The sequence below is a fragment of the Streptomyces wedmorensis genome (genome assembly GCF_000716445.1).
GTDB lineage: Bacteria > Actinomycetota > Actinomycetes > Streptomycetales > Streptomycetaceae > Streptomyces > Streptomyces wedmorensis.
The window spans coordinates 208,281-231,878 of sequence record NZ_JNWK01000004.1; the positions used below are offsets into that span (position 1 = coordinate 208,281).

At 72.8% G+C, this 23,598-nt stretch carries 22 protein-coding genes; 9 read left to right on the forward strand and 13 right to left on the reverse strand.

The genetic code is table 11. The annotated features are described in order from the left end of the window. Positions 1-272: 272 nt before the first annotated feature. Entirely contained in the window at positions 273-707 is a 435-nt protein-coding gene (locus OO54_RS04455) for an ATP-binding protein (RefSeq protein WP_051786697.1), read from the reverse strand. Positions 708-861: 154 nt separating this feature from the next. Here OO54_RS04455 and OO54_RS04460 point away from each other — a divergent pair, with 154 nt between their 5' ends. Both OO54_RS04460 and OO54_RS04465 read left to right on the forward strand, forming a co-directional pair. After that, positions 862-1,737, forward strand: a complete 876-nt coding sequence (locus OO54_RS04460) for a helix-turn-helix domain-containing protein (protein WP_033201524.1) — start codon at positions 862-864, stop codon at positions 1,735-1,737. Beyond that, complete coding sequence (locus tag OO54_RS04465) at positions 1,734-1,943, forward strand: DUF397 domain-containing protein (RefSeq protein WP_033201525.1); 210 nt, start codon at positions 1,734-1,736, stop codon at positions 1,941-1,943. The genes OO54_RS04460 and OO54_RS04465 overlap by 4 nt, the downstream gene beginning before the upstream one ends. 80 nt (positions 1,944-2,023) lie before the next feature. Here the strand turns inward: OO54_RS04465 and OO54_RS04470 are convergent, their stop codons facing one another. Beyond that, a complete protein-coding gene (locus tag OO54_RS04470; protein ID WP_033201526.1) occupies positions 2,024-3,817 on the reverse strand; it encodes a C40 family peptidase in 1,794 nt (597 codons plus the stop codon). A gap of 297 nt (positions 3,818-4,114) precedes the next feature. On the opposite strand from OO54_RS04470, the gene OO54_RS04475 reads away from it, so the two are divergent. Beyond that, positions 4,115-4,681: a Uma2 family endonuclease gene (locus OO54_RS04475; RefSeq protein WP_234439357.1), complete on the forward strand. Its 567-nt coding sequence runs from the start codon at positions 4,115-4,117 to the stop codon at positions 4,679-4,681. 100 nt (positions 4,682-4,781) lie between these two features. Further along, a complete protein-coding gene (locus OO54_RS04480; protein WP_234439356.1) occupies positions 4,782-5,135 on the forward strand; it encodes a DoxX family protein in 354 nt (117 codons plus the stop codon). A 73-nt stretch (positions 5,136-5,208) separates the two neighbouring features. Here OO54_RS04480 and metG read toward each other — a convergent pair whose 3' ends face one another. Both metG and OO54_RS42990 read right to left on the reverse strand, forming a co-directional pair. Continuing rightward, positions 5,209-6,813 carry a methionine--tRNA ligase gene (gene metG / locus OO54_RS04485; RefSeq protein ID WP_033201527.1) on the reverse strand — a complete coding sequence of 535 codons (1,605 nt, stop codon included), beginning with the start codon at positions 6,811-6,813 and terminating at the stop codon, positions 5,209-5,211. A gap of 130 nt (positions 6,814-6,943) precedes the next feature. Beyond that, complete coding sequence (locus tag OO54_RS42990) at positions 6,944-8,734, reverse strand: VWA domain-containing protein (RefSeq protein ID WP_033201528.1); 1,791 nt, start codon at positions 8,732-8,734, stop codon at positions 6,944-6,946. A gap of 258 nt (positions 8,735-8,992) precedes the next feature. Between OO54_RS42990 and OO54_RS04495 the strand changes: the two genes are divergently transcribed. Continuing rightward, positions 8,993-11,044, forward strand: a complete 2,052-nt coding sequence (locus OO54_RS04495; protein ID WP_033201529.1) for a PhoX family protein — start codon at positions 8,993-8,995, stop codon at positions 11,042-11,044. Positions 11,045-11,080: 36 nt separating this feature from the next. Here OO54_RS04495 and OO54_RS04500 read toward each other — a convergent pair whose 3' ends face one another. The 8 genes from OO54_RS04500 to OO54_RS04535 form a co-directional block, all read right to left on the reverse strand. Further along, positions 11,081-12,076: a hypothetical protein gene (locus OO54_RS04500; protein ID WP_051786699.1), complete on the reverse strand. Its 996-nt coding sequence runs from the start codon at positions 12,074-12,076 to the stop codon at positions 11,081-11,083. 39 nt (positions 12,077-12,115) lie between these two features. Then, positions 12,116-13,594, reverse strand: coding sequence for an APC family permease (locus tag OO54_RS04505; RefSeq protein ID WP_033201530.1), 1,479 nt, complete (start codon positions 13,592-13,594; stop codon positions 12,116-12,118). Between the two features lie 280 nt (positions 13,595-13,874). Beyond that, positions 13,875-15,836, reverse strand: a complete 1,962-nt coding sequence (locus tag OO54_RS04510) for an FUSC family protein (RefSeq protein WP_033201531.1) — start codon at positions 15,834-15,836, stop codon at positions 13,875-13,877. Between the two features lie 72 nt (positions 15,837-15,908). Beyond that, positions 15,909-16,304, reverse strand: a complete 396-nt coding sequence (locus OO54_RS48695) for a DUF2630 family protein (protein WP_033201532.1) — start codon at positions 16,302-16,304, stop codon at positions 15,909-15,911. A gap of 18 nt (positions 16,305-16,322) precedes the next feature. Next, entirely contained in the window at positions 16,323-17,315 is a 993-nt protein-coding gene (locus tag OO54_RS04520; RefSeq protein ID WP_051786706.1) for an endonuclease/exonuclease/phosphatase family protein, read from the reverse strand. Positions 17,316-17,452: 137 nt separating this feature from the next. Continuing rightward, complete coding sequence (locus OO54_RS04525; RefSeq protein ID WP_033201534.1) at positions 17,453-17,893, reverse strand: hypothetical protein; 441 nt, start codon at positions 17,891-17,893, stop codon at positions 17,453-17,455. 11 nt (positions 17,894-17,904) lie between these two features. Beyond that, positions 17,905-18,339, reverse strand: coding sequence for a DUF7144 family membrane protein (locus OO54_RS04530; protein ID WP_033201535.1), 435 nt, complete (start codon positions 18,337-18,339; stop codon positions 17,905-17,907). Positions 18,340-18,376: 37 nt separating this feature from the next. Beyond that, a complete protein-coding gene (locus OO54_RS04535) occupies positions 18,377-19,174 on the reverse strand; it encodes an alpha/beta fold hydrolase (RefSeq protein ID WP_033201536.1) in 798 nt (265 codons plus the stop codon). A 104-nt stretch (positions 19,175-19,278) separates the two neighbouring features. Between OO54_RS04535 and OO54_RS04540 the strand changes: the two genes are divergently transcribed. After that, on the forward strand, positions 19,279-20,610 hold the full coding sequence (locus OO54_RS04540) for an aminotransferase-like domain-containing protein (protein ID WP_033201537.1): 1,332 nt from the start codon (positions 19,279-19,281) through the stop codon (positions 20,608-20,610). A gap of 74 nt (positions 20,611-20,684) precedes the next feature. Here OO54_RS04540 and OO54_RS04545 read toward each other — a convergent pair whose 3' ends face one another. Then, positions 20,685-21,782, reverse strand: a complete 1,098-nt coding sequence (locus OO54_RS04545) for a hypothetical protein (protein ID WP_033201538.1) — start codon at positions 21,780-21,782, stop codon at positions 20,685-20,687. Between the two features lie 202 nt (positions 21,783-21,984). On the opposite strand from OO54_RS04545, the gene OO54_RS04550 reads away from it, so the two are divergent. From OO54_RS04550 to OO54_RS04560, 3 genes are all read left to right on the forward strand, one after another. Further along, positions 21,985-22,464 carry an RrF2 family transcriptional regulator gene (locus OO54_RS04550; protein WP_033201539.1) on the forward strand — a complete coding sequence of 160 codons (480 nt, stop codon included), beginning with the start codon at positions 21,985-21,987 and terminating at the stop codon, positions 22,462-22,464. A 101-nt stretch (positions 22,465-22,565) separates the two neighbouring features. Continuing rightward, positions 22,566-23,057, forward strand: a complete 492-nt coding sequence (locus OO54_RS04555; RefSeq protein ID WP_234439354.1) for a RidA family protein — start codon at positions 22,566-22,568, stop codon at positions 23,055-23,057. A gap of 80 nt (positions 23,058-23,137) precedes the next feature. Beyond that, positions 23,138-23,542: a hypothetical protein gene (locus OO54_RS04560; RefSeq protein ID WP_033201540.1), complete on the forward strand. Its 405-nt coding sequence runs from the start codon at positions 23,138-23,140 to the stop codon at positions 23,540-23,542. Positions 23,543-23,598: the final 56 nt, after the last annotated feature.

Sequence of the window (23,598 nt, forward strand, 5' to 3'; positions counted from 1 at the left end):
CCCTCGCATTGGGATTGCCGTCCCGGCGGGGGCCGACGTATGTCAGCGGTCATGTGGTGATGCGGTGTGTGTCGCGCTGAGCGTAGATCAAGCAACCTGCCCTGTAGCCAGCCGATTTGGGGTTTTTCACTCCAGCGAGTGAGTCCGCCCCAGCGGGGCGGAGGGGTGGGGTTTGGTCCGGGTTCTTTCTCTCTGTGGTCGTCCTTGAGGAGACCGTCCGCCCCACCGGACTCCACCTTCCAGGGGTTCGGTGACCGCTCCTTCTTCGCAGGTCAGAGGCGTGGCGGGTTGAGTTCCGCCCATACCGTCTTCCTGGGTACGGGACCGAGCTCGGTGCCCCATCGGTCGGCCAGCGCCTCGACGAGGAGCAGTCCGCGTCCGGAGTCGCCGTCGGGGCAGGTCTGTTGGATGCGGGGAATGCTCTCCCTCCGGGTGTCCGTGACCTCGATCCGCAGGACTTCCTCGCTGCCGATGAGCGCCAGCCGGAAGCTCCGGCCGGCGACCCGGCCGTGCGTCGCGGCGTTCGTGGCCAGCTCCGCGACGATCTGGGCTGCCACCTCCACCACGCCGTACGGCACCACCTCGTGATCCCGCATCCACTCCACGGCAAGCAGCCGCGCGAGCCGTGCCCCGCGTGGCGTGGGGGACAGGAGGACGCTGAAGTGGTGGGTGGGGGAAGGGATTTGGATGGTGCTCTGCTGGCTCATGCCTCCGAGCGTGGCCGCCCCCGGCTACCGTGAACAGTGACGGCGCCGATGCGTAGAGTCACTGTCCGGAGCTTGTCCACTGCTGTCCGGGCTGTCCGGACCCGCCGGAGGGGTAGGGGCATCGCGCCACGAAGGGGCCAGGGAAGGGTGCGGTATGTCGGTGGACGGTGGGGCGCAGCGACTCAAGACCGAGGCGGACGAGCCGGGGTGGGAGGTCGACCCGGACGACGACTGGGGTGTGGCCGTCGTCGCCACCGTGGGACGGCAGTTGAGGCTGCGGAGGGAAGCGGTGGGGATGCGGGCCGGCGAGCTCGGGGCGGCCACCGGTTACGGCGAGGACCTCATCTACAAGATCGAGAGCGGGAAGCGGATCCCGCGCCCCGAGTTCCTGGACAAGGCGGACGAGGTGCTGGGGGCTGGGGGGCTGCTCTCCGCCATGAAGGAGGACGTGGGGAAGGTCCGGTACCCGAAGAAGGTGCGCGATCTGGCGGACGCCGAGGCGCGGGCTGTGGAGATCGGTGTGTACGTCTGCAACAGCATCAGCGGGCTGTTGCAGACACCGGAACACGCTCGGGCCGCATTCGAGTCGCGGCAACCTCCTTATTCACAGGCTGAGGTGGAGCGGTTGGTGACTGCTCGGATTGCGCGGCAGTCCGTCTTCGAGCGCGACCCGGCGCCCTCGCTCGGCTTCGTGCTGGAAGAGGCGCTTCTGCGGCGGCCGTTGGGAGGCACAATGGTGTGGCGAGGGCAGCTCGAACGTCTTCTGGAGGTGGGCCGGTTGCGTAACGTCACCCTTCAGGTGATGCCGACGTGCGTAGAGGTTCATCCCGGTTTGGACGGCAGGATCGAGCTGTTGAAGTTCGTGGACGGTACGGCGACGGGACGCTCCGACGGCGCGTTCAATGGGCGTCCCGTCACGGACCCGAGGCGCGTACACATCCTTGAGCTGCGGTATGGCACGATCCGGGCTCAGGCTCTCCCGCCCCGGGAGTCGCTGGCCTTCATTGAGCAATTACTGGGAGAGACATGATCCGCAAGTTCTCTACCGGGGACGCCACCGAACTGGCGTGGTTCAAAAGCAGCTATAGCGACGGCAACGAGGGCGACTCCTGCATCGAGATCGCCACCACCCCCGCCACCGTCCACGTCCGCGACTCCAAGAACCTCTCCGGTCCCCAGCTCGCGCTGTCGCCGGCCGCCTGGGCGGGTTTCGTGTCGTACGCGTCGGGCCACTGACCGCACCGACCGACCGACCGACCGACCGCCCGCGCCCCGCGCCCCGGTCCTCACCGGACACGGGGCGCGGGCGGCCCGGCTCAGAACCGCCGGATCACGCGCAGGGACTTGGTGTACAGGTCGGTCGCCGCGCCGTTCAGGATCGACTTGGCCCCGAGGTCGGCCATGGTCGGCCCGTTCGGGGTCTTGCGACTGGACACGAAACGCAGACCGCCGTGCTGGTCCTGGCCGACGTAGATGCCGGTGTGGTCGACCACACCGGCGGTGGCCTCCGGGTCGTCGGGGTCGGTGGTGGCGTCGAAGAACACCACGTCACCGATGCGCAGCGCGGTGAGTGAGGGCGGCGCGTCGGTGCCCGAGGCCACGACCGTGCCGGGGCCGTTCGTGGCCTGCCTCTTCGAGGTACGGGGCAGGTTGCGGCCGTCGTAGTCCTTGTAGAGGACCATCGGGATGCCCATGTGGTGGCCGTAGACCATGCGGACGAAGCCCGAGCAGTCGAGATTGCCCTTCCACCGCGCCTCCGGGGTCCCGGTGCTCTCGCCACTGGCCGGGAAGGTCCAGGCGAGTCCCATGTACTCGTGGAAGTCGGCGCCGACGTAGCGCAGCCCGGCGTCGTCCGTCTCGCTGTACCCGGACGCGCCCAGCACCTGGGCGCCCTGGAGCGCGGGGTCGGTGACGGCGGGCGCGTGGGGACGGAACATGGAGGCGTACGCGAGCGCGTCGGGCGACGTGTCTGCGGCCCAGGCGCGGACGCGCTGCTCCAGCGCAGGGGTCCAGGTGCCGTCGAAGGGCTCGGGAAGGACCCGTACCCAGGTGTCGTGGCAGACCACCGGCGGGTCCGCCCAGTCGGCGGAGGTGACCACGAAGTCGTAGATCCGGGCCTCCAGCGGCACCGTGGCCCCCTGGGAGGCGAGGGCGCGGACTCCGAGGGAGCCCGAGGCGAAGACCTTGTCCGGCCGCTGCTCGGGGTCGCGCACGCTGTGGTGCCAGGTGTCCGGCGTGGGCGTGCCGTCGCGCCAGGCGCGGGCCCGGATCACGGGACCGCTCTTCTCCACCTGGACCCACCAGTGGTCGAAGGCCGCGAATCCGGTGCCGACCGTGACGGCCGCGCTCAAGGTGCCGGAGACGTCGGCGAGTTCCTTCTCCAGGACCAGTTGGACGTCCTTGGCCGGGGTCACCTCAAGGCGGGCCCGGTAGTGGTTGTCGATGTCCTGGACCCCGAACGAGAGCGCCAGTGAGACGGGCGCGCCGGTGGGGACCTTGTCGAAGGAGAAACGGGCGGCGGCGTCGAAGTCCCCGACCAGCCGGTCGGAGAGGAAGACGTGCCGGCTGGCGTTGCTCGCGGTGAGGTTGACGACGGCCCGGCCGGACTCCAGGAAGTAGTCCCCGGCCACGCCGCTGTGACGGGTCCAGGTGCCGCCGCCGGGGGAGGTGCCCCAGCCGGTGGTGGTCGTGCGGGCGAAGCCGTCGGCGAAGGGCTTCTTCTGTTCGGTGAACCAGCGCTTCGGGCCGCGCACCGTCACCGTCTTGGCACCGGCGGTCAGGGTGGCGAGCACCCCGGCGCCGTCGGACACCTCCAGGCACGCGGGGGTGCCGGAGAGGACGCGGGTGGTCAGCGCCCCGGACGGATGGGCGGTGAAGTGCCACGGGTCGCCGGGATCGGCCACCATCGGCAGTTTCCCGCCGGGTGCCGGGGGGACCGGCGTGCCGGCCGACGTGGCGGTGGTGGCGGGGGTGCCGGACGGTGCGGCGGCGGCCGAGGCGGCGGCGTTGGCCGAGGGGGCGACGGCGAAGGGCAACGAACCGCCCGCCGCCACTCCGGCGAGGACGGCGAGAGCCGATCTGCGACTCGGCGCGGGCTTCGATGTGGACATGGCTGGGGCCCCCGGGGGTGAAGGAATCGGTCAGACGATCGAACGGAGGGGGACCTTACCCGCGCGGAGACCGGAACCCTCGGTGCGGGTGCGAGGTGTGCGATCGGGGGCGCACCGTGGGGCGGGTCGATGAACTCGACGCACGGCGTCACCCACAGGGGTGAAGGGCTGAGATTCCCGGATCCCAGGTCGCTGGCATATGCCACGGTGCCTGTCATGGCGACAGCGACGAACCCGGCCACGCGGGCCGGGGAGCCCGTACCGTGGAAGGCACCACCGATCCAGGAGGAGTCTGCCGTGAGCGTCCTGACGCAGGAGGGGTTCGAGGAACTCGCCCGCCTTGGCGAACGCGTGGACGAGTCCCTCCGTCTGGAGTTCATCGACGGAAAGATCGGGGAGAGGGCTTTGCCGGACGGGGACCACGGGCGGATCATCGAGTGGCTGACGCGCCTCTGCATCCAGAGCGACCCGGGCTGGTGGCTCTACCCGGACCAGGGCCTGAGAGTGGAGAAGTACCGCAAGGGCAACGCCCGTCCCGACGGCTGTCTCGCCCCGAGCGACACGTTCGTCGGCCAGGGGGAGTGGGCGAGCGCCGACGGCGTCCTGATGGTCGTCGAGGTCACGTCCGGCGGCTCGGGCACCGGGGGGCGTGACCGGGTGGAGAAGCCGCGCGCCTACGCCGAGACCGGCATCCCCGTGTACCTGCTCGTCGACCGGACCACGTGCGAGGTCAAGGTCCACTCCCAGCCGGACGGGGAACGGTACGAAATGGTGGCGACCGTGCCCTTCGGCAAGACGGTCACCCTGCCGGAGCCGGTCGGGATGGAGCTGGACACGGAACCCTTGAAGAACTGGGTCCACTGAAGTTCTTCGCTCGGGCCGTCACACATGACGTCCGGGCTCCGTCAGCGCTGTGTCCGGCTCGGTCGAGGCGGACACCGGAGAGGCTGAAGGAGCCGTCGCGATGTTCACCGAGATGTCCACCACCGCTGTCGTCGTCACCGCCGTCGCCGCGTTCATGGCCGGGTTCTCCGGGGCGGCGATCTTCTTCCGCGCCGCGTTCGTCGTCGAGCCGCTCGCCGCCTACGGCGTGCCGGAGTCGTGGTGGAACCTGCTCGGCGCCGCCAAGGCGGCCGGGGCCGTCGGGCTCGTCGTCGGGTTCTTCGTCCCCGTCATCGGGACCCTCGCCGCCATCGGGCTGATCCTGTACTTCACCGGGGCCGTGATCACCGTGATCCGCGCCCGCTCCTACGGCCACGTGCCCTTCCCGCTGGTCTACATGGCCCCCGCCGTCGCCGCCCTCGCGCTGACCTGGTGACCTGGTGACCGTACGCGGAAGGCCGCCGTCCCCGTTCAGAGGGGAGGCGGCCTTCCGCGTACGACGGGGGACGTCAGTCCTTCTTCTCCTCCAGGCGCGGGAAGAGCACCGCGCCCTTCGTCACCGTCGCGCCGGGCGCCAGCTGCCCCCAGGTCCCGGACGCCTGGACCGGCTGGGCGGCCAGGGCGCCCAGGGACTCCTCGGCGCCGAGGGAGTCCCAGAGGGCCTGGGAGGTCTCGGGCATGATCGGGTTGAGGAGGACGGCGACGGCGCGGAGGGACTCGGCGGCCGTGTAGAGGATGGTCGCCAGGCGGGCCCGGCCCTCCTCCGACTCGTCCTTCGCGACCTTCCACGGCTCCTGCTCCGTGATGTAGCCGTTGACCTGCTTCACGAAGTCGAAGATCGCCAGGATGCCGCCCTGGAAGTCCAGCTCCTCGCCGATCTTGGCGTCGGCCGCGGCGACGGCCTTGGCCAGACCCTCGTGGACGGCCTTCTCCGCGTCGCCGTCGGCCGTCGACGCGGGCAGCTCGCCGCCGAAGTACTTGCCGACCATCGCCGCCACGCGCGAGGCGAGGTTGCCGTAGTCGTTGGCCAGCTCGGAGGTGTAGCGGGCGGAGAAGTCCTCCCACGAGAACGAACCGTCCTGGCCGAACGCGATCGCCCGCAGGAAGTACCAGCGGTACGCGTCCACGCCGAAGTGCGAGGTCAGGTCCTGCGGCTTGATGCCGGTCAGGTTCGACTTCGACATCTTCTCGCCGCCGACCATCAGCCAGCCGTTGGCCGCGACCCGGCCGGGGACCGGCAGGCCCTGCGCCATCAGCATCGCGGGCCAGATCACCGCGTGGAAGCGCAGGATGTCCTTGCCGATGAGGTGCACGTTCGCCGGGAACGTCTCGTCGAACTTCGCCGGGTTCTCGTTGTAGCCGACCGCGGTCGCGTAGTTCAGGAGCGCGTCGATCCACACGTAGATCACGTGCTTGTCGTCCCACGGCACCGGGACGCCCCAGTCGAACGTCGAGCGCGAGATGGAGAGGTCCTCCAGGCCCTGCTTGACGAAGTTCACGACCTCGTTGCGGGCCGACTCCGGCTGGATGAAGCCCGGGTTCGCCTCGTAGAACTCCAGGAGCTTCGGGCCGTACTCGCTCAGCTTGAAGAAGTAGTTCTCCTCCTTGAGGATCTCCACCGGCTTCTTGTGGACGGCGCACAGCTTCGTGCCGTCCTCGGCCTCGATGAGATCGCCCGGGAGCTTGTACTCCTCGCAGCCCACGCAGTACGGGCCCTCGTAGCCGCCCTTGTAGATCTCGTCCTTGTCGTACAGGTCCTGCACGAACTCCTGGACGCGGTCGGTGTGACGCTTCTGGGTGGTGCGGATGAAGTCGTCGTTCGCGATGTTCAGGTGCTCCCAGAGGGGCTTCCAGGCCTCCTCGACGAGCTTGTCGCACCACTCCTGGGGCGTGACCCCGTTCGCCTCGGCAGTGCGCATGATCTTCTGACCGTGCTCGTCCGTGCCGGTGAGGTACCACACCTTCTCGCCGCGCTGGCGGTGCCAGCGGGTGAGCACGTCGCCTGCGACGGTCGTATAGGCGTGGCCCAGGTGAGGAGCGTCGTTGACGTAGTAGATGGGGGTCGTGACGTAGAACGCCTTCGAGCCCTGCTTCTCGGTTCCAGTGGCCGCCATGGCCGAAATCCTAACGGGCCGACGAAGCTCCCCTCACATCGATAAACCCCGGATCCGGTGCCGGGGCGGGGGTGAGGGGCCGCGGTGGTGGTGACCCCGCCGGTCACCACCACCGCCGCCGACCGCCCCGCTAGAACTCCAGTCCGGTGAGCAGGCCCCGGTAGAACGAGGCGTGCGGCGTCTCGACCGGCGTCACGCCCGCGAAGTGCACGGCGGTACGGGGAGTGCCGTCGAGCTTCCGGAGGAAGTCGAAGGCCTTGTTGTCCTCCTCGCCCCACACCACGAACCGCCACTGCAGCGGACGGTCCGCCGCCTCGGCCAGCGCCTGCGCGGCCGCCGTCTTCGACTCCGGCGCGCCGTCCGTCTGGAAGACCACCAGGGCGGGCCGGGCCGGGTCGCCCTTCGCGTGGTGGGCCAGGACCTCCTCCACCGCGCGGTGGTAGTTCGTACGGCCCAGCCGGCCGAGGGTGGCGTTGACCTCCTCGACGCGCGTGGGCGTCAGGTCCGCCGGAGCCAGGTCGACGGTCCCGTCGATGTCCGTCGAGAAGAACACCGTCGTCACGGTGGCCTCCTCGTCGAGGTGCGCCGCCAGCGCGACGGTCTGCTCCGCCAGCCGCTGCACCGAGCCGTCCTTGAAGTACCCGCGCATCGAACCGGACCGGTCGACCACCAGGTAGACCGCCGCCCGCGCCCCCGTCAGGCCCTCCTTCTTGAGCACCGTCCCGGCGGCCTTGTACGCCTCCGCCAGCTGCGGCGCCCCGGCCTTCACCTTGGCCAGCCCCACGGCCGGCCCCTGCGCCACGCCGTCCTCGCCTTCGGCCTCGACCTCCGCCGCCTCGACGGCCTCGGCCTCCGCCGCCTCGACGGCCTCGGCCTCCGGCTCCGCCGCCTCGACGGCCACGGCCTCCGGCTCCGCCGGGCTCTCGTCCACAGCGGCAGGCGCCTCGGCCTCGGCCCCACCGGCTGCCGCCACCGGCTCCGCCGCCTCCGCCACCGGCTCCGCGACCTCCGCCACCGGCTCTGCGGCTGCCGCCACCGGCTCCGCCGCCTCCGCCACCGGCTCCGCCGCCTCCGGCTCCGCGACCTCGTCCGCGTCAGCGGCGGTCGCCGCCTCGGCGGAGACCTCCGTCTCCACGTCCACGTCCACGTCCGCGTCCACGTCCTCTGCCTGGGCCGCGTCGGCGCCGGCGGCGGCTTCCGCCTCGGCCGTGTCGGCGTCGGCCGTGGCCGTCGCCTCGGCGGCGTCCTGCGTCTCCGCCGCGGTGTCCTCGGCCTCGGCCTCGGCCGGGCTCGTGGCGTCCTCGATCGCCTCCGCCTCCGCCTCCGCCTCGGCCGTACCGGCGTCAGCGTCGGCCGCCGTCTGGGCGGCACTCTCGGTCTCCGCGTCCGCTGCCTCGACCACGTCGACATCAGCCGCGGCCTGGGCGGCACCCTCGGTCTCCGCGTCCGCGTCCCCTGCCTCAGCCGCGTCGGCGTCGGCGGCGGCCGCCGTCTGGGCGGCACCCTCCAGCTCCGTCGCTGCCGCAGCGGGCTCGGCCTCGACGGCCTCGGCCTGGACGGGCTCGGCTTCGACGGCCTCGGCTTCGACGGCCTCGGCCTCGACGGCCACGGCCACCGGCTCCGCCTCGGCCGTGTCGGCGTCGGCCGTGTCGGTCGCCTCGGGCTCGGCCGCTGCCGGGGCCGTGGGCGCCGGGGAGGGCTCGGGGGTGCCGGTGTCCGCCGGGGTGGCGGTGCGGGCCTTGGGGATCTGGGGGTTGTCGAAGGCCTCGGCGACGAGTTCGTCGGCCTTGCGGCGGGCGTCGTCTTCGGGGGTGTCGGGGGACGTGGAGGGGGTCTCACGCGTCTGGGGCGGGACGGAGGTTGCCGGGGATTCCTCGCGGTCCCGGCCGAACACCTTGCGCAGCATGCTCCGAATACCCATGGGCGAACCCTTTCGCATGAGTGGGGTGCGGTGTGAATGTCCGTACTGGGCGTTTCGGGACGATCATCCCTGGCCAGGGCGGACACGTAAGGTTAGCGGCCACTCCCCGCCACCTCGATGGCCCGGTCGTGTGCGGTTGCCGTGCATTCATTCGGCGTTCATTCGGCGGCCGTCCCGGTGCAGAGGTGCACACATAGCGTCGCGGCCGAAGGATTCCCGACAGCTTGTCGGCGCAGTGTTGCGCCGGAGGAGGACGAAGTGCGCAAACTGCTGCCGCTGCTGAGCACGAACCCCCATGGAGGCGGCCGTTCCGCTCTCACTTGCCGCTACCGGTGTGGGGACGCCTGCTTCCACGAGGTGCCGAACACCAGCGACAACGAGTACGTCGGCGACGTCATAGCCGGCGCGCTGTCGCGTCGCTCGGCGCTGCGGGCGGCGGCGGTGGTGACGGTGGCGTCCGCGGCCGGTGGGGCGGTCGTGCTGGGGAACGCGCCGACGGCGGAGGCGCAGCCGCAGGGGCGGGGAAAGCCGGGGGTCACGGACGGGGCGCGCGGGCTCCGGTTCGCGCCGGTCGGACCGAACACCGCCGACCAGGTGACGGTGCCGGCCGGATACGCGCAGAACGTGGTGATCCGCTGGGGCGAACCGATCCTGCGGGGGGCGCCGGCGTTCGACTCGGAGAAGCAGACGGCGAAGGCGCAGGCGGGGCAGTTCGGCTACAACAACGACTTCCTGTCGCTGCTGCCGCTGCGCGGCGAGCACGGCCGGCAGGTGCTCGTGGCGAACCACGAGTACACGGACGAGGTGCTGATGTTCCGCGGCTACGACGCCGCGAACCCGACGCGCGAGCAGGTGGAGATCGCCTGGGCGGCGCACGGCCTGTCGGTCGTGGTGGTCCAGGAGGAGCACCGCACCGGGAAGCTCACGCCGGTGACCCGTCACCACCTGAACCGGCGGCTGCACACGACGAGCGAGTTCGAGGTGACGGGGCCCGCGGCCGGCAGCGACCTGTTGAAGACCTCGGCGGACCCGGAGGGCCGTACGGTCCTGGGCACGCTGAACAACTGCGCGGGCGGCACCACGCCGTGGGGCACGACGCTGCACGGCGAGGAGAACTTCAACCAGTACTTCGCCAACGGCAGCTCCGCCACCGACAAGCGGTACGGCGTCGGTACGGGTGCGACCGAGCGGAAGTGGGAGCGGTTCGACAAGCGGTTCGACCTCAAGCAGGAGCCGAACGAGGTGCACCGCTTCGGCTGGGTCGTCGAGCTCGACCCGTACGACCCGGAGTCGACGCCCCGGAAGCGCACCGCGCTGGGCCGCTTCAAGCACGAGGCGGCGCAGCCCCGGCTCACCGAGGACGGCCGTCCGGTCGTCTACATGGGTGACGACGAGCGGTTCGACTACTTCTACAAGTTCGTGTCGAGCAAGCGGATGAAGAAGGGGGGCTCGCGGGCGGCCCGTGAGCACAACCTGACGCTGCTCGACGAGGGCACGCTGTACGTGGCCAGGCTGACGGGCGACTCGCCGGCGGCGGAGATCGACGGCACGGGGAAGCTCCCGAACGACGGCGAGTTCGACGGTTCGGGCGTGTGGATCCCGCTCGCCACGGGCGACGTGTCGCACGTGCCGGGGATGACGGCCGAGGAGGTGTACGTCTTCACCCGGCTCGCCGGTGACAAGGTCGGCGCCACGAAGATGGACCGTCCCGAGGACGTCGAGCCGTCGCCGCGCAGCGGCCGCGTGTACGTCGCGCTGACGAACAACTCCAACCGCGGCAAGGCGGGTTACGCGCCGGCCGACGAGGCCAACCCGCGCAACGCCAACAAGCACGGGCAGGTCCTGGAGCTCGCCGAGCACTGGGACGACCCGGCGTCCGACGGGTTCGCGTGGCGGCTGTTCCTCGTCGCGGGCGACCCCAACGACCCGGCGACGTACTTCGCGGGCTTCCCGAAGGAGAAGGTCTCGCCGATCTCCTGCCCGGACAACGTGGCCTTCGACCCGCACGGCAACCTGTGGATCTCCACCGACGGCAACCAGCTCGGGTCGCACGACGGCCTGTTCGGCGTCGCCACGCGCGGTGAGCGGCGCGGTGAGCTGAAGCAGTTCCTGACGGTGCCGAGGGGCGCGGAGACCTGCGGTCCGATCATCCAGGACCGCCGGGTGCTGGTCGCGGTCCAGCACCCGGGCGAGATCGACGGCGCGTCCGTCGAGAACCCTGCCTCGGTGTGGCCCGACGGGCCGGGGAAGATCGTCCGTCCGTCGGTCGTCGCCGTGTGGCGTACGGACGGCCGCGACATCGGCGTCTGACGCCCGAGGGACTGAAGGGGCCTGGGTGGTGGGGGATCACTCCACTCCCAGGCCCTCCCTGAAGCGGGTGAACTGGTCCTCGGGGTCGCCCGTGTAGGCCCAGGGCACCCAGGCCGCCCGGGGGCCGAGCATGGTGAGGACCTCGCGGGCGATGTCGACCTGGCCGGCGTAGCAGGCGGCGTGGGCGAGGAAGTTGAGGTCGGCGACCTCTTCCGGGGCGACGGGACGCAGCGGGTCGCGGTCGCCGATCCAGCGGGCGTGGGTGCGGCGGAGTTCGGTGACGGCGAGTTCGTGCTTCCAGTGCTGGTCGAAGCCGCGCACCGGGCCGCGGCCGAGGGCCCCGTCGGCGATGTAGCGGTACTCCTCGACGCGGGCGACCTGGACGAGGACGGGCAGGGGGGAGCCGGGCGGGGCGACGCCCGCCGCGTCGCGGGCGAAGTCGTACATGCTGCCGTGGGTGCCGTGCCAGCGCGCGGACCAGTACCGCAGGACCTGGATGTGGCCCTCGGTGTTGTACGGGTCGCGGCGGCGCAACTCGTCGAACCAGTGGCGCAGTTCGCGGCGCGGTACGCCGCCTTCGTAGAGCCGGGCCACGGAGAGCAGGGAGACCCACGGCATGGGGTCGGCGGGGGCGGCTTCGGCGGCGTTCCGGCAGGCGTCGACGGCGGCGTCGATGCGGCCCCGTTCGAGGGCGGCGCCGCGGCCTGCCGCGATGGCCGCGTCGAAGACCCGTACGACCTCGGTCGCGGCGCGCAGGACGGCGGCGTCGGGGTTGCCGGGTTCGGCGGCGCGCCAGGTCTCGACGGTGGAGCTGCCGGCGGCGGCGTGCGAGAGGAGCCGCAGGCGGTGGGTGCGGCGGGCCCAGTCCGTGCCGGTCCCGGTGCCGGCGAGCAGGTTCCGTACGCCCTGCCAGCGGCCGATGACGATGTCGTGCCGGGCCTCGGTCAGCGCCCGGTCGCCGAAGTCCGGGTCGAAGTCGGGCACGAAGCGCTCCGGTCGCGCCGGGCGCGCGGAGCGGCGGCGTACGGCCATCGGGGGCCTCCTTCGGGTTCGGCTGCCGGCGGGGCGGGATCAGAAGTCGGTCGCGTAGCTCTTCTGGTGGTCGCCGGTGCGGGCGCGGGGGGTCGCCGGGCCGGAGTCCCGGTTGGCGGCGAGGGCGCGGACGGCGTCCAGGCGGGCCGGGCGGTAGTAGTCGCTGCCCTTGCGCCAGTACACGACGAGCGGGACGACGCCGAGGAGCAGTCCGCCGAGGCCGATGGCGAGGGCGGTCGTGGAGAGTTCGCCGAGCGATTCGACGAAGGCCCACAGCATGAACCCGGAGCCGAGCAGCGGCCACAGTCCGCCGAGGACCAGGTTGCGGACGGAGCGCAGCAGGAGCGACTTGTAGGCGACGACGGCGGCGATGCCGGCGAGGCCGTAGTAGAAGGCGATCTGGAGGCCGATCGCGGCGACGGCGTCGCTGAGGACGCTCTGCACGGAGCCGGCGGCCGCGGCGGCGGCGAACATGACGAGGGCGGCGCCGCCGACGGTGACGACCGCGACCCACGGGGTGTTCCAGCGGCGGTGCACGCTGCCGAGCGCTGCGGGCAGGGTCCGGTCGCGGCCCATCGCGAAGAGCGAGCGGGTGACCTGGAGGAGGGTGGTCTCCAGGGTGGCGACGGTCGACAGGAGGACGGCGACGACGAGGAGTTTGCCGCCGACGCCGGGCCAGATCTCCTGGCCGAGGACGGCGAGGACGTTGGGTCCGGCGGTACGGATCTCCTCGGCGCTCAGCAGCACGTTGACGGCGACGGTGAAGGCCTCGAAGAGGACGAAGACGAACCCGACGCCGACGAGCGCGGCGAGCCCGGCGGTCCTGCGGCTGTCGCGGGTCTCCTCGCTGAGGTTGCTGGTGACGTCCCAGCCCCAGTAGTAGAACGCGGCGATCAGAGCCCCGGCGGCGAAGCCCTGGGGTCCGTCGAACCGGTCGAGGGCGAACCAGGACCAGTCGAAGGCGGTGGCCCGCCCGCGGTGTGCGACGGCGGCGAGCACGAAGGCGAGCAGGATCAGCATCTCGACGCCGGACATGACGAGTTGCGCGCGGACCGTGAGCCGGGCGCCGCCCAGGACGACGAGCAGCATCATCAGGAACCAGCCGGCGCCGACGGCGGCCGCGAGCGGGGTGTTCGCGGCGAGGTCGGGGTCGATGAGCGAGAGCGTGAGGGATCCGGCGGGCAGTGACCCGGCGACCATGAACACGGTGGCGGCGAAGACCAGCGCCCAGCCGGAGAGAAAGCCGAGGAAGGGGTGGAGGGTGCGGCCCACCCAGGAGTAGCCGGCGCCGGCGTTCACGTCGATCCGGCCGAGGCGGGCGTAGGCGAGGACGATGCCGAGCATCGGTATCGCGCAGTAGAGCAGGGCGGCGGGTCCCGCGTAGCCGACGGCGCCGAAGAGGACGGCGGTGGTCGCGGCGAGCGAGTACGCCGGGGCACTGCCGGCGACGGCCATGACGATGGTGTCGAAGGTGCCGAGGACGTTGGGCTGGAGCCCTCTGTTCGTAGTGGTGCGCATGGCGTGTCCTCGGGGCGAGGTGATGTGAGGGGGGTGGTCCGTGAGCGGTGCCGGGGGTGAGCGGGTGCGGGGCGGAGGGCGGTGCGGAGTGCGGTGCGAAGGGCAGGGCGAGGGCAGGGCGAAGTGGGCCGCTCGCCGGGCCGGTTGCCGACGGCGGCGGGTGCGGATCACGGTGAATCGAGCGCATCGTAGTCGCCCGGGTGGCTTCCGGTAACGGCGGTGGGGAAGGTTCCGTTCCGTGACCGCCGGTAAGTCCGCCGGTACGCCCCCTTGGGGAGGTTTACCGCAGGTCGGGACTGGCGATGGCGCGGGCCGCGCGGACCTCCTGGCGGAGTGGTTCGAGGACTCCGCTCTCGTCCCCGGGGAGTTCCGAACGGACCTCGACCAGGGTGTCGGAGGCCCGCAGCCCGTCCGCGAGCTCACGCAACTCGCGCTCCACGGCGGCGACCTCGGCCGGGTCGGGGGCGGGAGCTCCGTGGCTCACGCGGATCCGGGCCGCCGTCGTCGCGTCCACGATCCGTTCGACGGCCACCACGAGCGGCCACCAGGCGGCGGCCCTGGTCCCGGTCGGCGGCGGTTCGGTCAGCGCGCGCTGGAACTCCGAGCGCACGGCCGACAGGTCCCGGTAGAGCTTGCGCCGCGCCCGGTGGCGGTCGGCGTGGTCGGTCCGTGCCGCCTCCTTCCCGAAGGCCCGTGCCACATAGGCGGCGGTGTCGGCCACCGCGTCCGCGAGGCGGTCCCCGATACGGGTGTGCCAGGACTCGGGCCACAGCAGATAGCCGGCGATCAGGGCGATGCCGCAGCCGATCAGCGAGTCGTAGAGCCGCGGCATGACCAGGTCGAAGCCCTGGTGGTTGAGCACGTCGGAGAGCAGCAGGATGACCGGGGTGATCGCCGCGGTCTGGAAGGCGTACCCCTTCGCGGAGAACGCCGGGACCAGGGCCGCGAGCACCACCATCACGGGCACGTCCCACCAGCCGCGGGGCACCTCGGCGAGGACGAGCGCGGCGAGGACGAGACCCGCGGCGGTGCCGGCCGCGCGGAGCACGGCCCGCGAGAACACCGACCCGAAGTCCGGCTTCATCACGAACGTGACGGTCAGCGCGACCCAGTACGAGCGGGGCACGGGGATCAGCGAGACGAACGCCTGCGCCAGGCCGATGCACAGCGCGAGCCGCAGGCCGTACCGCCAGGACGCCTCCGAGAACAGCACCGCGCGGGCCGCCCGGCGGGCCCGGACCCGCAGCGCGGCGGGCCGCCCGAGCCGGTCGTCGACGTTGAACGGGTCGGGGTCCGTCCCGTGGACGACGGCCACCGCATGCCGCAGGGCATGGTCCACCGCCTTCTCCGCCGGCCGCTCCGGCACGGGCAGGTCGAGCGTCGGGGCCCCCGTGCGGCCCTCCTCCACTGCGTCCGCCAGCTCCCGGACGGCCGCCGGGACCGCCGTCGGCAGCGGCCCGAACAACCGGGCCCTCAGATGCGCGGCCGGCGCGGCCTCCAGGAGCGGTACGAGCACGTTGAGCTGCGACGACAGCCGGACCAGGACCGGCGCCCGGCCGTGCTGGCGGGTCCGCCGCGCCAAGACCAGGTCGTACGCCTGGTTGAGCGAGGCGGTGACCGCCTGCCGCCGCTCGTCGTACGCGGACGTCCCCGTCGCCTCGTACAGCTCCGCCAGCGACCGGTACGTCGCCGCGACCGCCGCCCGCTCGGGGGCGGCGCGGCGCAGCGGCCACCCCAGAAGAGTCAGAAACAGCACGAACAGGCCGCCCACCGTCAGCAGCAGCGGCGCCTTCCACCACGGCCCCGGCATCGGAAGCCCCGCCCCCACCACGGAGTTCAGCAGGAGCAGCAGCCCCGACACGGAGGCGACCGCCCCGATCGACGAGATCATCCCGGAGAGCAGCGCGACGAGGGTCAGCGCGGCGACGGCGACCCAGCCGTGCCCGAAGACGAGGGTGCCGAGGGTGACGCCGAGCGCACCGAACAGCTGCGGTACGGCGATGTTGAAGATCCGCATCCGGTAGGCGTCGGCGGTGTCGCCGATGACCCCGGACAGGGCGCCCATGGAGACCAGTGCCCCGTACGCCGGCTCGTCCACCGCCATCCCTACCGCGAGCGGTGCCGCCATCGCGACGGACGCGCGGGTCGCGGCGGCCCAGGGGATCGGCGTCGCCGTCGGCTTCAGCCCTGCGGTCAGCCAAACAGGCGGCGCAAGCCGCCCATACCGATCACTCCGCACCATACGCCCAACGTACTGTCCCCCCATCTCCCGGCCCCCGCCGGACCCCCCATCTCCCGGCCCCCGCCAGACCGCTCACCCCGGCCCCGCCAGACCGCTCACCCCGGCCCCGCCGGACCGCTCACCGTCCGGGCCCGCGCCCGCTGCCGCGTGGGCTCCGCCCTCCGCCCACCGCCGTGTGGGCAATCGCCCCGCTGGGGCGGGACGGGTGGGCACCGCCCCGGCGGAACGATTGCCCGCAACGGCGTGGGGATGGGGAGCGCCTCGGCGGAACGGGTGTCTGCAACGCGGGGCGGAGGGGGTCGATTTGGCGCGGCGCTGCCGGAGCAGGTCCCAGCATTGGTCGAGGCGGACCTCGAGTTCGGCGAGGCGGGCGCGTTCCTCGGGGAGGAGGCCGCCGGTGCGCTGCCGGAGGGCGCGTTCCTCTTCGACGAGGGCGCCGATGTCGTCAAGGATCTCCTCGTTGTCCATGCCTTCCAGCGTGGCGGATCAGCGCGGGGCGCGCAGGTCGAGATCGGTGAGGACGGCGCGGTGGTCGGAGCCGGCGACGTCGAGGAAGCGGACGTCGCGGACGGTGAAGTCGTCGCTGACCAGGACGTGGTCGATCTGGACGAACGGCGGGAGGGGTCCTTCCATGGGCCAGGTGGGCGTGCGGCTCGCGTCCGCCGACCGCGCGGCGTCGTGGAGGCGGCCGGCGTCGAGGACGGCGCGGAGGGCGGCGTGGTCCTGGGAGGCGTTGAAGTCGCCGGCGACGAGTGTGGGGCCGGTCTGCCGTGCGGCGGTGTCGGCGATCCGGCGGAGTTCGCGTTTCCAGAGCGGCACCTGGTGGGCCAGTGGCGGCATGGGGTGGGCGAGCTGGAGGCGGACGGGTGTGCCGGCGATGTCGGCGGTGGCGCCGGGCATTCCCATGGTGGCGGGGATGGTCCCGCGGTCGACGAGCGGGTAGGCGCTGAGAAGTACGGAGCCGACGGAGCCGTCGGCTTCGACGGCGGCGTGGTGGGGGAGCTCGGCGGCGAAGGCCGTGGTCAGTGTCCGTCCGCAGGCGCGGTCGCATTCGGACACGAACACGAGCTGGGGGTGTTCCCGGCGGACGATGTCGGTCAACGCGTCGGTGCCCTGGCCGAATTCGACGTTGGAGGCGATGACTTTGACGCGGGCGAGGGGCGGGCCGTGGGAGGTGACGGTGCGCGGGGCGTGGGGCAGGGAGCTCCAGGCGGTGGCGCCGAGGACGACGACGGCGAGGAGGGTGAGGGGGCGGCGGCGGGCCGCGGCGGCGAGGAGTACGGCGAGTGCGGCGGGGACGGTGAGCCAGGGGAGGAGGGCGAGGAGTTGCGGTACGGGGGTGACCGCGTCCGTGTCGAGCAGTCGGCAGCCGGTGACCACGGCCGGTGCGGCGAGCAGCAGCCCCGCGGCCCAGGCGCCGAAGCGGTGCCTGGGCCGGAGGGACGGCGGTGCGGGGGCGGCCGGCGCGGTGGCCGTCACGGCCTCGTGCGGGCGGGCGGGTGCGGGCTCGGGCTCGTGCGGCCGCACCGGCCGCCGGGGTTCCGGCGGGTGTGTCCGCGCGGGGTCCGGGGTGGGGTCGGGGGCGGGTTCGGCGGCAAGGGCTCGGTCCACGGAGGTCAGTGTCGCAGGGCCTGGGCGATCTCGGCGGTGGTGTCGCCGGTGAGGGTCCGGTTGCTGCGGGCGGTGCCGGACTTGGACTTGCCGGGTTCGACGCCGTCGATGTTGAGGACGACGGAGTCGAGGAGGTTGCCGTCGCCGTCGCGGAAGTTGACCATGACGGTGTAGTCGGCGGTCTTGTCCTTGGGGTTGGTTGCGGTGATCTCGGCGACCGTGCGGTCCCCGTCGACGCTGGTCTGGCCGGCTTTGACGTCGGCGGCGGCGTCGACCCCGTCCTTGATCTCGTTCATCTTCTCCTGGGCGGCCGAGGCGACGGCGGCGGTGGCGGAGGCGATGACGTCGTTTGCGGCGTCCTTGGCGGCGTCGCAGCCGGTGAGGGCGAGGGTGGTGCCGGTGGCGAGGGCGAGCGCGAGGCCTGTGGTGCGTCTTCCGAGGGTCATGGGCCGGCCCTTCAGTACTTCTCGTCGGCGCCGTACGCGTCGTCCGTGGCCAGGGCCCAGATCACGAAGATCGAGACGGCCATGGAGAAGAGCGCCCACCACGGCTGGTAGGGCAGGAAGAGGAACTGGAAGAGGATGTTGAGGGAGGCCAGGGAGATGCCGGCGATCCGGCCCCACTCGGCGCCCTTGAGGATGCCCAAGCCGGCGATGGCGATGATGACGCCGAGGATGAGGTGGATCCAGCCCCAGGTGGTGAGGTCGAACTTGAAGACGTAGTCGCCGACGCGGGTGTAGACGTCGTCCTCGGCGATGCCGGCGATGCCCTGGAAGATGTCCATGAAGCCGGTGACCAGCATGAGGACGCCGGCGAAGAGGGTTCCTCCGGCGGCCCAGGATCCGGCGGTGCTCGACTGGGTCGGCTTGCGGGGTGCGGTGTTCTGGCTCATGGCCCCATCGTCGGAGCATTCGTATGATCGCGAACTTTCAGTTGGGCCGAACGAGTGAGCGGAGGAACGCGGCGAGCGCCGCGTCGAACTCCTCGGTCCGTTCGAGGTTGGGCAGGTGCGCGGCCCGCTCGACGACGACGAGGGTGGAGTCGGGCAGCAGGGCGTGCATCTCCTCCGCGTCCGCGACGGGGGTGTAGGTGTCGTCCCGGCCGACGACGACGAGTGCGGGGACGGTCGCGGCGGCGAGGGTCTCGCGGTAGTCGGGGCGTTCGGCCCGGCCGCGCAGTGCGGCGGCCGCGGCGACCGGGTCGGTGGCGCGCATCATGCGGTGGACGTGGGGTGCGGCGTGGGTGTTGTACGGGGCGACCATCCGGTCCAGGACCTCGTCGGCGTACCCGTGCATGCCCTCCCGCAGCAGGCGGTCGGCCATGGCGTTGCGGGCCTTCTTGCCGTCCTCGGTCTCGGCGGCGGGGAAGGTGTCGGCGAGGACGAGGCCGCGGACGCGCTCGGGGTGGCGGCGGTAGAGCTCCATGGCGATCTGGCCGCCCATGGAGAGGCCGGCGAGGACGCAGTCCTCGATGCGCAGTTCGTCGAGGAGTTCGACGAGGTCCTCGGCGAACTCGCCGAGGTCGGTGGAGTGGGTCATGGCGCCGAGCGGGGTGTTGCCGTAGCCGCGCAGGTCGGGGGCGATCACCCGGTGGGTGCGGGAGAAGCGGTCGATCTGGGGCTGCCACATGGTGTGGTCGAAGGGGTGTCCGTGGACGAGGAGGAGGGCGGGTCCGGTGCCCCGGTCCTCGTAGAAGACGTGGGTGGCGAGGGTTTCGACGGTGGGCATGTCCGAAGGCTAGGCAGCGCCTCCGGCTCGGTGCAATAAGATCTTTGCTCTCGGTGCAATGGCTCGGGGCGCGAGGGCCCCGCCACCGGGGAGGGGGTTTCCGGGTGGAGGAGTACCGGCGGATCGCGGACCGCGTCGAGACGGCCGTACGGGAGGGCCGGCTGCGGCCGGGCGACCGGCTGCCGCCGCAGCGGGTGTTCGCCCGCCGCCACGGCATCGCGAACTCGACCGCGATCCGGGTGTACGGGGAACTCGCCCGCCGGGGCCTGGTCGTCGGGGAGGTCGGGCGCGGCACCTTCGTCCGGGCCGCTCCCCCGCTGCCCGGCCCCGCGCTCGCCGAGGCGACCGGCGCGGCGCCCGTCGACCTCCAGCTCAACTACCCCGTCGCGGAGGGCCAGTCGGAGCTGATGGCCCGCGCGCTCGCCGCGCTCGCCCGGCCCGACGTCCTCGCCGAGGCCGTCTCCGGCCCGGCCGCCGCGACCGGCACCCCGGAGGCCAGGGAGGCGGCGGCGGCCGTCCTCGCCCGGCCCGGCTGGGCGCCGGACCCCGAGCGGGTCCTCTTCGCCGGGAACGGCCGGCAGGCGATCGCCGCCGCGCTCTCCGCGCTGGTCCCGCCCGGCGGCCGGCTGGGCGTCGAGGCGCTCACGTATCCCCTGGTCAAGGCGGTCGCCGAGCGTCTCGGCATCCGTCTCGTGCCGCTAGCCCTGGACGCGGAGGGGGTACGGCCCGAGGCGCTCGCGGCGGCCCACCGGGCGGCGCCGCTCGCCGCCGTCTACCTCCAGCCGACCCTGCACAACCCGTCGTCCGCGACCGCCGGCGAAGGACGCCGGGCCGAACTGGCCGAGCTGCTGCGGAGTCTGGACCTGACGGCCGTCGAGGACACCACCTGGGCGTTCCTCGTGCCGGACGCGCCGGCGCCGCTCGCCGCCCACGCCCCCGAGCGGGTCCTCCTCGTCGACAGCCTCTCCAAGCGGCTCGCCCCCGGCCTGACCGTCGGCTACCTCGTGGTGCCCGGCCGGCTGCGCGCCGCCGTCGCCGACGCCCTGCGCTCGGGTGCCTGGACGGTGGGCGGGCTGGCCCTCGCGGCCGCCACCCGGTGGGCCGGGGACGGCACGGTCGCCGAGGCGGCCGCCGCCAAGCGGGCGGAGGCGGAGGCCCGGCACGCCCTGGTCCTGCGCCGGCTCGACGGCTTCGCCCTCCGCACCTCCCCGTACGCGTACTACTGCTGGTGGGAACTGCCCGCGCCGTGGCGGGCCGAGACCTTCACGGCTGCCGCCGCCGACCGCGCGGGCGTGGCGGTCACGCCGGGCAGCGCCTTCGCCGTCGGCCCGGGCACGGCGCCCGACGCCGTCCGCGTCGGCCTCGCCTCCCCGCCCCGCGAGGTCCTCGACGGCGCCTTGGCGCGACTGGCGGCCCTGGCGGCCGAGCGCGGCTGAACGACCGGTGCCCCGCCCGGGGAAGGGCGGGGCACCGGGCCCCTGTGGGGCGTGGGGCGTGGGGCGTACGAGGGTCAGGCGGCGGTTCCGCGACGGCGGAACAGGGCCAGGGCGACACCGGCCGCGCCCGCTCCCGCCAGGGCCGCGCCGCCCGCGAAGGCGAGGGAGTGGTCGGCGGCGACCGGCTCCGGGCCGGCGGCGACCGCGCCCTTGGGGACGACGGAGGTCTGCGCGACGGCGGCGGCCCCGGTGCCGGTCTGGGTCGCGTGCTGCGCGGCGGGCGCGGTGGGCGTGGCGGTGGCGCCCTGGTGGGTGCCGGTGCCGGTGCCCGTGTTCGGGGTCGTGTCCGACGGGGTGGCGCAGTTCTTCGGGACCGCCGGGAAGGCCACGCCGTCCCACGGGATCGGGCCGCCGTGCACGCGCATCTGGAGCATCGGCACCGCCGGGGCCGGGTCGAGGAGGCCCTTGATGCGGGCGCCGCCGTAGAGGGCCGTGTCGTGGCCGCGGTCGAGGACCGCGATGACCTTGCCGTCCTGGATGAGCTTGGCGACCGGGCCCTTGGGGCTGTTCGACAGGGCCAACTCGACCTCCTGGAAGGGCGCGGCGGCGTACCGGGTCACCGTGCAGCCCTCGCGGACGTCGTTGTAGTCGCCGCCCGCCAGCGGGTTGTTCCAGGACTTGACGGCGCCGTCGGCCTCCAGGATCACGAACACGGAGCCGAACTGGTCGCCCGCGCCGCCGCCGTCCGCCTTCAGGCGGCCGGTGAGCTTGCCCTGGGGGGAGTGGAGGTCGGCGAGGTAGGCGCCGGTGCTCTTGCGGTAGAGCTCGGCGTAGCCGCCGTCGGCGAGCGGGCGGCGGCCGAGGCTGGTGCCCGCCGTCTCCTCCGGACCCTGCTCGCCGAGCTGCCCGTCCTGCGTACCGCCGGTGGAGCCTTCCGTCGTGCCCGTGCCCGTGCCCGTGCCCGTGCCGGTGGCCGGGCCGTCGGCCTTCGGGGTTCCGGTGGCGGGGGCCACGGCGGCGGGCGCCACCGGCGTCAGGGCCGAGGTGGCCGCCGGGGCGGTTGTCGGGGTCCCGGCCGGGGCGGGCGTCGCGGCGAAGGCGCCGGCGGCCGGGGCGAGGACGGCACCGGCGAGGGCGGCGGTGGTGATGGCGGTGCGGAGGGCGGTGCGCATGACGACTCCTGGAAGGCAGGTGTGGAAGAGGAGAGCCGCATGCCGTCTGCTCGTTCGGGTGGGGCCGTTGGAGGTTCGGCGGGCTGCGTGAACAAAGTTACGGATCTTGTGCGACGGAGGCTTCGTCGTCGTGTCACGAGCGTGTGACAGGCGTCTCATCCCCTCCTTGCCCTCCCTATTCTGGATATGTAGAGTCCAGGTTATGAAGATGAGCGAGGGTGTGGAATGGGCCCTGCACAGCTGCCTGAACCTGGCCTGGATCGGGCCCGAACGCGCGGTCCCGGCCGCACGCCTCGCGGCGTACCACGAACTGCCCGCCGCCTACCTCAACAAGCAGCTCCAGGCGCTCGCCCGGGCCGGCATCGTCACCTCCGTCTCCGGCCCCAAGGGCGGGTTCCGGCTGGCGCGCGGCCTGGACCGGATCACGCTGATGGACGTCGTCGCCGCCGTCGAAGGACCCGACGAGGCCTTCCGCTGCACCGAGATCCGGCAGCAGGGCCCCGGCGCGGGACCGGCCGGCGCGTACGCCGCCGAGTGCGCCATCGCGGGCGCCATGGGCCGGGCCGAACTGGCCTGGCGACGCGAACTCGTGTCCCAGACCCTGGACGACGTACGGGAACGGGCCGAGCTCCAGGCGCCCACGGCGCCCGAACGGATCCGGCAGTGGTTCGCGCCGGCCTGACGCGACCGGCGCACCCGATTCCGGATGCCGCACGTCCAGTTCGCGGAAGCTTCCCCGGCCGCCCGTGAGGCGGCCGCCGTCCCCGGAAGGAACGATCACTCATGACCGACCAGACGACCACCGCCCCGACCGCTCCCGCGACCACGGCCCCGACCGCTCCCGCGACCACCGCTCCGACCGCCGCCCCGACCGATCGCCGGGTCATCACCAACCCCGCGACGCTCCACGACCCCACGCCCTTCGGATACAGCCACGCCGTCTCCGCACCGGGCGAACTCGTCTTCATCGCCGGTCAGTACGCCTCCGACCCGGGCGGCGCGCCCGTCCCCGGCGACTTCGCCGCGCAGGTCGAGCTGTCGTTCGACCGCCTGGGGCGCGCGCTGGAGGGCGTCGGCCTCGGCTTCGAGCACGTCGTCCGCCTCGGCTCGTACATCGTCGACCACGACCTCGCCAAGCTGGAGGTGCTCGGCGAGGCCCTGCACGCCCACTTCGGCGAGCGGCTCCCCGCGCAGACCCTCAGCGGGGTCGCGACGCTCGCCCTGCCGGGGATGCTGTTCGAGGTCGACGCCGTCGCCGTACGGCCCGGCGCCTGATCCACTTGCGGCCCGTCGGGCGCGGGTGTGCCCTGGAGGGTGCGGGAACCAGGGGGGCGAGAGACGAAGGAGCTCCTGCCATGGCCGCACACGCAGCGGCGCCCGCCGGGCGCCGGATCAGCACCCACGGCTGGGGAGGTCCGGTCGCCGTCGGCGTCCTGTACGGCCTCTACGCGGCCACCGTCGCACGCCACGGCGGCCCGACCACGCTCGGACAGCTGTGGCTCGGCCTGATCTCCGCGATCGTCCTCGCCGTGTCGATCCGCACGCTCCATCGACACGGCCGTGCCCTTCCCCGCGAACTGCACGCCGCCGCGTGGGGCTCCCTGTCCGGCATCGCGGTCGGGTTCCTCTTCAGCCTCTCCGACGCCAGCATCCTGTCCTCCAGCGGCCTCGGCCTCGCCTTCGGCACGGTCAACGCGGCCGGTGCCTACTACATGTACTACACGCACGAGGACGCCCAGGGCCGCCCCGCGCCGTACTGACCCCCGCTCCCGCCCCCCCGGGGCGCCGGACCCCCGCTCCCGCCCCTCCCCGGGGC